This is a genomic window from Bradyrhizobium sp. Leo114 (genome assembly GCF_055229415.2).
Genome location: NZ_JBUYEN020000107.1, coordinates 1 through 8053 on the forward strand (window position 1 = coordinate 1; position 8053 = coordinate 8053).

General features: G+C 61.4%; 6 protein-coding genes and 5 pseudogenes. 3 read left to right on the forward strand and 8 right to left on the reverse strand.

Translation table 11 applies throughout. The features are described from left to right. Positions 1-310: 310 nt before the first annotated feature. Positions 311-528 (forward strand): annotated as a pseudogene (locus tag ACZIRK_RS43990) (IS256 family transposase); the annotation flags it as partial. Positions 529-585: 57 nt separating this feature from the next. Here the strand turns inward: ACZIRK_RS43990 and ACZIRK_RS43995 are convergent. Further along, complete coding sequence (locus ACZIRK_RS43995; protein ID WP_130231908.1) at positions 586-1413, reverse strand: hypothetical protein; 828 nt, start codon at positions 1411-1413, stop codon at positions 586-588. A 238-nt stretch (positions 1414-1651) separates the two neighbouring features. Next, positions 1652-1810: pseudogene (locus tag ACZIRK_RS44000) on the reverse strand (IS256 family transposase); the annotation flags it as partial. A gap of 285 nt (positions 1811-2095) precedes the next feature. On the opposite strand from ACZIRK_RS44000, the pseudogene ACZIRK_RS44005 reads away from it, so the two are divergent. Further along, positions 2096-2587, forward strand: a pseudogene (locus tag ACZIRK_RS44005) (transposase); the annotation flags it as partial. A gap of 327 nt (positions 2588-2914) precedes the next feature. On the opposite strand, the gene tnpB reads toward ACZIRK_RS44005, so the two are convergent. Then, entirely contained in the window at positions 2915-3133 is a 219-nt protein-coding gene (gene tnpB, locus ACZIRK_RS44010; RefSeq protein ID WP_130231786.1) for an IS66 family insertion sequence element accessory protein TnpB, read from the reverse strand. Positions 3134-3635: 502 nt separating this feature from the next. Here tnpB and ACZIRK_RS44015 point away from each other — a divergent pair. Continuing rightward, positions 3636-3746: pseudogene (locus tag ACZIRK_RS44015) on the forward strand (DUF1419 domain-containing protein); the annotation flags it as partial. Here ACZIRK_RS44015 and ACZIRK_RS44020 read toward each other — a convergent pair. The 5 genes and pseudogenes from ACZIRK_RS44020 to ACZIRK_RS44040 all read right to left on the reverse strand — a co-directional run bounded on the left by ACZIRK_RS44020 (position 3709) and on the right by ACZIRK_RS44040 (position 7865). Further along, positions 3709-4848: a recombinase zinc ribbon domain-containing protein gene (locus tag ACZIRK_RS44020; RefSeq protein ID WP_463703217.1), complete on the reverse strand. Its 1140-nt coding sequence runs from the start codon at positions 4846-4848 to the stop codon at positions 3709-3711. The pseudogene ACZIRK_RS44015 and the gene ACZIRK_RS44020 sit on opposite strands and share 38 nt — an antisense overlap. Further along, on the reverse strand, positions 4809-5099 hold the full coding sequence (locus ACZIRK_RS44025) for a recombinase family protein (protein WP_245475237.1): 291 nt from the start codon (positions 5097-5099) through the stop codon (positions 4809-4811). Before ACZIRK_RS44025 ends, ACZIRK_RS44020 begins: the two co-directional genes overlap by 40 nt. Before the next feature lie 55 nt (positions 5100-5154). Continuing rightward, a pseudogene (locus ACZIRK_RS44030) lies at positions 5155-6423 on the reverse strand (IS256 family transposase). Between the two features lie 199 nt (positions 6424-6622). Continuing rightward, the gene (locus tag ACZIRK_RS44035; protein ID WP_474419707.1) at positions 6623-7105 is read right to left on the reverse strand and encodes a reverse transcriptase domain-containing protein; all 483 of its coding nucleotides are present in this window, start codon (positions 7103-7105) and stop codon (positions 6623-6625) included. 40 nt (positions 7106-7145) lie between these two features. After that, a complete protein-coding gene (locus ACZIRK_RS44040; protein WP_474419709.1) occupies positions 7146-7865 on the reverse strand; it encodes a reverse transcriptase domain-containing protein in 720 nt (239 codons plus the stop codon). Positions 7866-8053 lie beyond the last annotated feature (188 nt).

The following is an 8053-nucleotide window of genomic DNA, read 5'->3' on the forward strand; positions in this document are numbered from 1 at the left end:
GCCGTTCTCCCAAAATACCACCTCCCCGAAGGTTCGGTGGACATCAATGCCAATTACCCGTCGCATTCGCACCTCCTCTGCCGGACAACGATGGGAGCTGCGGGCGACACGACAACTACGGATTCGCGCTCGCGGCGCAACCGGGCGAGTCGCAGAGGCGGCCAGCTACTAACTCGAGCTCTCGGCTCATCGTGTGCATCGGCCTGCCCGCACTTCGTGCTCCCGGTGCCTCTGTCCCGATGGTCGCACCATACGCCACGATGTAGAACACCGCAGCGGAACGTTGGCACCGAGACATCTCATACCGGTTACCAACCCCATCGAAAGCGTGTTCGCCACCGTGCGGCACCGGACGGTGCACACCAAGGGCTCGTTGTCGCCAACCACCGCCAGGCTGATGGTGTGATCGCCGCATCAAAGACCTGGCGGCGGCTCAAAGGCACAAATCAGTTGCCGAAGGTCATCGCAGGTGTCAGATTCGAAAACGGCATCGAGGTCATCCAAGTGCCGGCAAACCACGCCGCCTGATCGCCTCGTCACCCAAATTCCCGCATAGCTCCAACGCCTCGATCTCGCTCGCGAAGTTTATCGACCGACGTTTTCTCTGCTTCTGACAGAACCCATCAATTCCTCCCGTGCGCGATTGTAAGCATTGTTGATAGAATTGCCGAGCTTGCGTATCCTGCTTAGTCGTTTGAGCGTCTCGGCTCCTCTATCCGCTTGCAGCGCTTGGAACGAGTTCTCAATTGCATCGATGCTAGTGTTCACGTCTGCACTGTACGGCTTCACCATCTTGCTAGATCCCATGCGAGTCCCGAAAAGGCGCTCTCTCCTATCCGCTTCGGCAAGACGGTCGCTCAGATCCTCGTTACCTCTCAACGCATCGTAAAGTGCCGCTTTTTGATCTACCTCCAAGTGTTCGTGTGCCACGACAAGGGTCGAGGCTGCGGCCTGGTGGTCGAACGGATTCGAATAGCCATCCTTAAATAGTTCAATTGTTTGATCAAGAAGACGCCGTCTATTCGCATGATCAAGGGAGCCCAGGTGGCCCGCGATTGCTAGGATGGGGGCAGCATTATTGCTAATGCGAGACAGGTCGAGAATGTGATCAACCGTGGCCGCTTTCCGGCCAGCAGATTGGAACCTAAGTATTGGCGCGACACTGCCGGCCCGACGAGCTGCGTTCCCAGGCTCGTCGTCCGGATACGCTGGGGGCTCGCCGTTATCCGGCTTTGCAGTTTCGTACAAAGCATGGGCAACAGTGCCGATCCGGTTAAGCCGCTTGTGAAACGCCCCAATGGGGTCCGTCTGCACTGCATCTCGTGCGGAGCGGCCGATGAGCTTAATCGTCGTGAGCTGGTTTGCTGTTTCAACCGGGTCGTCGGTGATCACACGTCTCGCAATATCGGCCATTTCGCCGCTCGACAGCGCCGTTATCCGTGTCCCACGACCATCACCAGTTGCATGATTTCGTCTATGTGTCTGCTCTCTACTGTCTGTCACTGAGCATCTGCCTCCTTTTAGAGCGTGAGCATACCATGTAAGAGCCCCTAGCTACGCTGATATCGACTACATTTGTAACTCGGTCCTCGGCCCGTCTGGGAAGGGTTGCCGTCGAGCTATCGCCGAATTTTGGTGACGGTGAGGCCGGTCAGGCGGCGGCGGTTATGGTCTGACGGTCGGTTGGCTTGGCGATGACCTCGATCCCGTCGTTGAATGTCACACCGCGAACGAGTTTTGGCAACTGATTGTGGCCATCGCGGCGACGCCAGCTTTTCTGCGTGGCCTCCAGCAGTTTGAAGACCATCGCAGTTTTGGCACCGTCGGGTCGAGCCCGCGCGAGACCAGGTTGTCCAGCAGAGCCTGAGGATGGACAAGCGATTTCTTCGTGGCCGAGAGGACGACTGCGGAGATCGCTGTAAGTCCATTCTTTTGTTCGGCTGCGCTGCGGGCCATTCTTCCGTCCCGGCCACCGATCTCGCAGCCGCCGCGCGGAGGGGCGGTCAAGGCTGGCCGCATCTGCGGCCACCGCAAGGCTTCGCCTTGACCGGCCCGAGCACGGCGGCACGCTGGCAGTGGAACGGGACTGCATGTTCATCGCTGCCAGATCCACAAGGCCCGCAACATTATGGAACGCTTGCCGAAACAGCATCATGCGGCCACCCGTCGGGTGCTGCGCCAGGCCTGGGAGCTCGATGACGCCGACAAGGCTGAAAAATTGATCCGCAATCTCGCGCGTCGACTCGACCAGCAATGGCCTGGCGTAGCGGCGAGCATTCTCGAAGGCCTCGACGAAATCCTGACCGTCGTCCGGTTGAAGCTGCCGAAGGAGCTTCGTCGATCGCTCGCCTGTACCAACATCGCCGAGAACATGATGGGCACCATTCGCCGCGTCACGCGCAACGTCAAGCGCTGGCGGGATGCCGGTATGGCCTTGCGATGGGTCGCGGCCGGCATGATCGAGGCCAACAAGGGCTTCCGACGATTGAAGGCACATCAGCAATTGGCGATTCTGCGTGCGGCCCTTCAAGCTCACCACAATCCCATGACGATCAACCCCGTTGCCCACGTCACGAGCGTCGCGTAACATTCATTCCGGCAACGTCGGCCAGACCTAGTTCAACACCGATCGGGACATCCCCTCCGCGCAGTAATCCAGGCGTCTCACGGATTGATCTCAGGGATGGCACGCGCCCCTGATGTTGGCGACGTCTAAATAATTTTCGACGCGTCATCGGAAGATTTGCTTTCGCTCGCCTTCTGGATACTTACCTGCCCCGTAAACCCGGGATCTTTTGCAACACTTGCTGATGACCGCGCCTTTTAAGCGAAGCCACAGTGTCGTGGTTTTGCATCTGCGCCTGGAACGCCGATGCAGGAGGGCCGTCCTCCATCTCTCATAAAGCTGTACGCATTAAATTTGGTTATTCACCTCCTTCATGCTCTGCAGCACACCATGCCAGAGAATGTTGACCAGATCACCGCGGCGGCCCCGGAAGATGTAGAGATCGCCGGCATGAGGATCGCGCTCCAGGCTCTCCTGAACGGTGAGAGCCCAGCTTCGCATGCCGCGGCGCATGTCGATGTAGCCGGTAGCGATCCAGACCCTGACGCCGCTCGGAATCGGGATCATCGGCGCCGCAAGAGCTCAAGAACCTGCTGCAGCGTCTCAACGTCCACGTCACGGTCAACGCGAACACGACAGCCGCCGCCAAGCTCGATCTCTATGATTCCAGCCCTTGGACGCTGCGCAGGTGGTGAAGACGTCGGTTGTGGCGCGCCACTCGAGATCGGAGCCGCCACAGGCGTGATCTCGACGGGAACAAGAGCAGGCGCGGCATCTCCGCCCCAGTCGACCCTGGCGCGCCAACCGGCGCCATGTGAACAATTGGCTCGCAGACAACCCGTTGCGCCGCGCGTCACCGACGCCAATCGTGGCCCGTCGTAGCTCTCGGCAACGATCCGCTGCTTCTCCTCGAATGTCCAATGGCGCCGAGCGCCCGTCGAGACAACTTCCAGCCGAGAGACCTTCGGCACAGGCGTATGGTCAGTCATACGCCTATGTCTTCAATCTCCATCACACCTCGCAAGGCGGCCTTCGCCGGAGCGATACGGTCAGGTCGACCCCGACTATAATGTTCGAGATCCTGCCATTACTATGGATGCGCGCCGACATGTTCGCTATGCGCGAATTCCTCACCAGCCGCATCACCAGCACGTTCTTCGCGCTGACGATCGACGGGTCCAAGGACCATCCGGCAGAGGATGGATGGATTCGATCTCGCCGGCTTCAGCGGCCAGTCGGAGCGTCTTGGGCGCGATCTTCAGGAGCTTTGCGGCGTTGCCAAGGTTGAGCCATGGCTCGATCCCGTCCTCGGCGGGCTTGAACACCGGGATGTGGTAGTTCGAGCGCATTGATGTGACGCGCTCGCGGGTCCAGCGATTGCCGTTACCGGTCTTGCGGCCGTTGCGATTGAGGAGGCCAGCAATCAGATCGTCGCTGGCGATAAGCACCAGTTGACGCACGGCCTGGACGATATCGGCAGAGGTGCTGTTGCGCTGTCCGCGCCGGCGCTTCGGCAAGCGCAACTCGCTGTGGGCGCCCCCTACCCCATGGACCATGAGAACGATCTCCGAGGCCGCGTCGTCGATATCGGCCACGACCTCATGGATGAGGGTGCGCACACTGCGCTTCTTGAGGCGAGCATCCATCGTCGGCGCATCCCAGACGGTTTTGAGGTTCGAGGCCAGAACGCCGAGCGAGGCTGGATCAGCAAGGGGTGAGGGCATCGCCGCATCATGCATGGCGATCTTGGCCTCAACCTCCGCCGCGTGAGCGAGCGCTCTGTTCCAGCGGGCTTCCAGCTCACTGGTCACCAGCCGGTTCGCGGGATCAGCGGCATCGTATTGCCGGAAAGCCCTGTCGGCGGCATAGCGCGCCGCTTCGAGGTCGCGACTGAGGGCATCGCGTACCTGATCGCGCCGTTCCCTGGCTCCCTTGGCGGCAGCGGTTGCGGCAGCGCCCGGACCGACGACTCCAAGCAGTGCTTCCTCGATGGCGTCATCGACGCGCAGTCCGCCGAAGGCGATGCAGTGGGCCCCGCCATTGTCCATCCAGGCGCGGCTGCAGCTGTAGCGCGGGATATGGCTTTCCATGCCGGAGGACCGGAGTATGAGCTTGGGACCGCAGCGCTTGCAGCGGATCAGACCGGCCAGCAGCGCGTCACCATGCTTGGGCGCGCCGTGATGCCGACTGGTGGGAACATTGCTGCTGATCATGGTGCGAATCGCCTCGAACTTCTCCCAGCTCACATACCTTCGTGAGTGTTGGGCTTCAGCGTCAGCCATTCGTTCCGCGCCTTGCGGCGGATCTTCACGCTCACGCCTGCAGTGCTGTATCCCGCCGCCACAGCTGTCTTACCATAGGCATAGGCGCCGCCGTAGACCGGGTTCTCAATGATCCGGTGGATGGCGGAGTAGTTTGGTCGCCGCCAGGCCGTGTCGCCGTTGGTCTGCTTCACCGGCAGATCGAGATTGTACTCGCGGAGCCAGCAGAGCGCCTGTCGCGCGCTGCCCAGTTCCTCGACCTTGTCAAACACCAGCTTGATCGCTTCCTGGACGCGGAGCTATGCGGGATTTTGGGTGATGAGGTGATCAGGCGGCGTGGTTTGCCGGCATTTGGATGACCTCGATGCCGTCGTTGAATCTGACACCTGCGATGACCTTCGGCAACTGATTTGTGCCTTTGAGCCGCCGCCAGGTCTTTGATGCGGCGATCACCAGTTTGAACACCATCAGCCTGGCGGGAGTTGGCGACAACGAGCCCTTGGTGCGCACCGTCCGGTGCCGCACGGTCGCGAACACGCTTTCGATGGGATTGCTCGTGCGCAAGTGATCCCAATGCTCGGCCGGGAAGTCGTAGAAGGCCAGCAGGGCGTCGCGATCCTTGACCAGACATTCGACCGCCCGGCCGTATTTGGCGCGGTATTTCTCGGCGAAAACGTCGATCGCCGCTTCGGCGGACGCCCGGTTCGGCGCCCAGTAGACCTCGCGCAGATCCTTCTTCATGGTGGCCTGCACCGAGAGCGGGACCTTGTCCAGGACGTTCACGGTCTTGTGCACCCAGCATCGCTAGTGCCGTGTGCCGGGACAGACCTCGTCGAGCGCCTTCCAGAAGCCGAGCGCGCCGTCGCCGACGGCAATTTCCGGGGCGATCTGCAACCCGCGCCGCTTGACGTCGATCAGGAGCTCACGCCAGCTCTGCGCGCTCTCCCGCACGCCGACCTGGAAGCCGATCAGTTCCTTCTTGCCTTCCGGCGTCGCGCCGATCAGCACCAGCATGCACTCGCCGTGGTCTTCCATGCGGGCCTGCAGGAAGACGCCATCGGCCCACACGTACACGTATCGTCGCGCCGACAAATCGCGCCTCTGCCAGCGCTCGTACTCGCCTTGCCACTCCGCGGTCAGCCGGGAAATCACCGCGGGCGACAGGTTCGGTGCGTCCTTGCCCAGCAAGGCCGTCAGCGCCTCCTGGAAATCGCCGGTCGAGATGCCGCGCAGGTACAGAATCGGCAACAGCGCATCCAGGCTTCTGGTCCGCCGTGCCCACAGCGGCAGGATCGCCGAGCCGAACCGGATCCGCTCACTATCGCCGGCCGCCCCACGGTCGCGAATCTTCGCCCGCGCGACCTCGACCGGACCGATGCCCGTCGCAATCGTTCGCGCCGGGCCGTAGCCATGCCGCACGACACGGGCGCGTCCGTCGGCAAGCTTCAAGTCCTTCACCGTGGCAAGAAAGGTCTCGACTTCGGCCTCGACCGCTTGCGCCAAAAGTTGCCGCGCACCAGCGCGCAAAATATTGGTCAGTGGATCGTCGATCTCGTCGGGCTGACGAAGCGGGACAATGTTGCTAGTCTCGTTCATGGCGTATTGCTCTCCTTGAGAGAGGTTCTGGCAGGCTTCGACACCCGCCTCGATACGCCGCCTATCTCAGTCCGTCATCACCCAGTTTCCCGCATAGCTCTTCGTCGCCAGAGGTCGGTCACATAATAGCGGAAGGCTGAAAGCGCCCGTCCGTTTGCAGGAACCGCATAGTAGGCGAAGTGGCCGGTGATGACCTGTCTCAGCCATTTACCCTGGACGGGGATCGGTTGGTGCATTCGACGCCGCAGCTCTCCCTTGATGTCCTGAAGCTTCGTCCGCAGACGGTCGCGACGGGTCTTCCTTTGGAGCAGGAAGCTCCCCCGACGTGACTTACCGCAGATGTGGGTGAAGCCCAGAAACACGAACGTCTCCGGTTTGCCGAGCCCGCGTGCCTTGCGATTGGCCGCCGCATAGCGACCGAACTCAATCGGCGGGTCTTGTCCGAATGGAGCGTCAGCGCGAATGCCTCAAACCGTTCACGCATCGCATCAAGGAAACGGCGAGCGTCGTCCTCATGCTCGAAGCCGGCCACCAGATCATCGGCGTAGCGCACGATAATCATATCGCCGTGAGCCTCTTGCCGTCGCCAGCGTTCGGCCCAAAGATCGAATGTGTAGTGCAGGTAAACGTTGGCGAGCAGCGGCGAAATCACCGATCCTTGCCCCGGGCCCCTGTCGTCCACGGTTACGACCCCGTCTTCGAGGATGCCCGCCTTCAGCCATTTACGGATCAGGCGGATGATGCGCTTGTCGCCGATGCCGGTGTTCCAAAAACTGGACCAGCCAGTCTTGGCTCACACTTCCGAAAAAGTTTTGCACGTCGGCGTCAAGTATCCAGTTCACCTTCCGCGTGGTGATCGCTACCGCCAGGGCGTCCAGCGCGTCATGTGGCCCCCGGCCGGGTCGAAACCCGTAAGAGAAGCCGACGAAGTCGCCTTCGTAGATGGCGTTGAGCACCATGACGGTCGCGCCCTGGACGATTTTGTCTTCCAGAGCTGCGATCGCCAGCGGTCTCTCCCGGCCGTCAGCCTTCGGGATATACGTCCGGCGTGACGGTTGGGGCCGATACGCTCCTCGGTGGACCCGAGCGTTCAGATCCTCAAGCCGAGGCTCCAGGTCTGTCTCGAAGTCCTGCCATGTCACACCGTCCACGCCGGGGGCTGCTTTGCGCTTGAGCGCGTAGAACGCCAAACGGAGCGTGTCAGTGTTGATATGGTGGAGAAGCGCCGTGAACCGCTCTTTCTTCCCAAGCTTTGCAGCTTGCCGTACGCGGTCCAGCGCCTGGGTCACGCGAGCCCGGGTCTGCGTCCGGTGCGTGCTTTGCTGTCCCGCGTTCCTCCTGGTCCCAGCCCTTGGCTCCATCGCCTCTGCCACCGGAGCTCCGGCTTGATTCGGCGACTTCGTCGCTACTATGGCCGAGTCAGACTTCTCCTGATCGTTCATCGGCGGCTATGGCTCCTCGCCTTCCCACCGCGGACCAGGCTGCTCAGCGAGCATCTGGCCAACCAAGAGACCTCCCGGTTCCCGTACAAGAAGCTTCTGCACATGCCAGGGTCTGCGACCACGCCGAAACGACTGGGCGCTCGCGATATCGCACCCCTTCGTGTTGCCTTCCGCTCAGTTGACAGCGT

Excerpts from the sequence above, each read along its gene's own strand:
- ACZIRK_RS43995 (WP_130231908.1), bottom strand. The coding sequence starts at position 1,413 with ATGGCCGATATTGCGAGACGTGTGATCACCGACGACCCGGTTGAAACA.
- tnpB (WP_130231786.1), bottom strand. The coding sequence starts at position 3,133 with ATGATCCCGATTCCGAGCGGCGTCAGGGTCTGGATCGCTACCGGCTAC.
- ACZIRK_RS44020 (WP_463703217.1), bottom strand. The coding sequence starts at position 4,848 with ATGGCTGACGCTGAAGCCCAACACTCACGAAGGTATGTGAGCTGGGAG.
- ACZIRK_RS44040 (WP_474419709.1), bottom strand. The coding sequence starts at position 7,865 with ATGAACGATCAGGAGAAGTCTGACTCGGCCATAGTAGCGACGAAGTCG.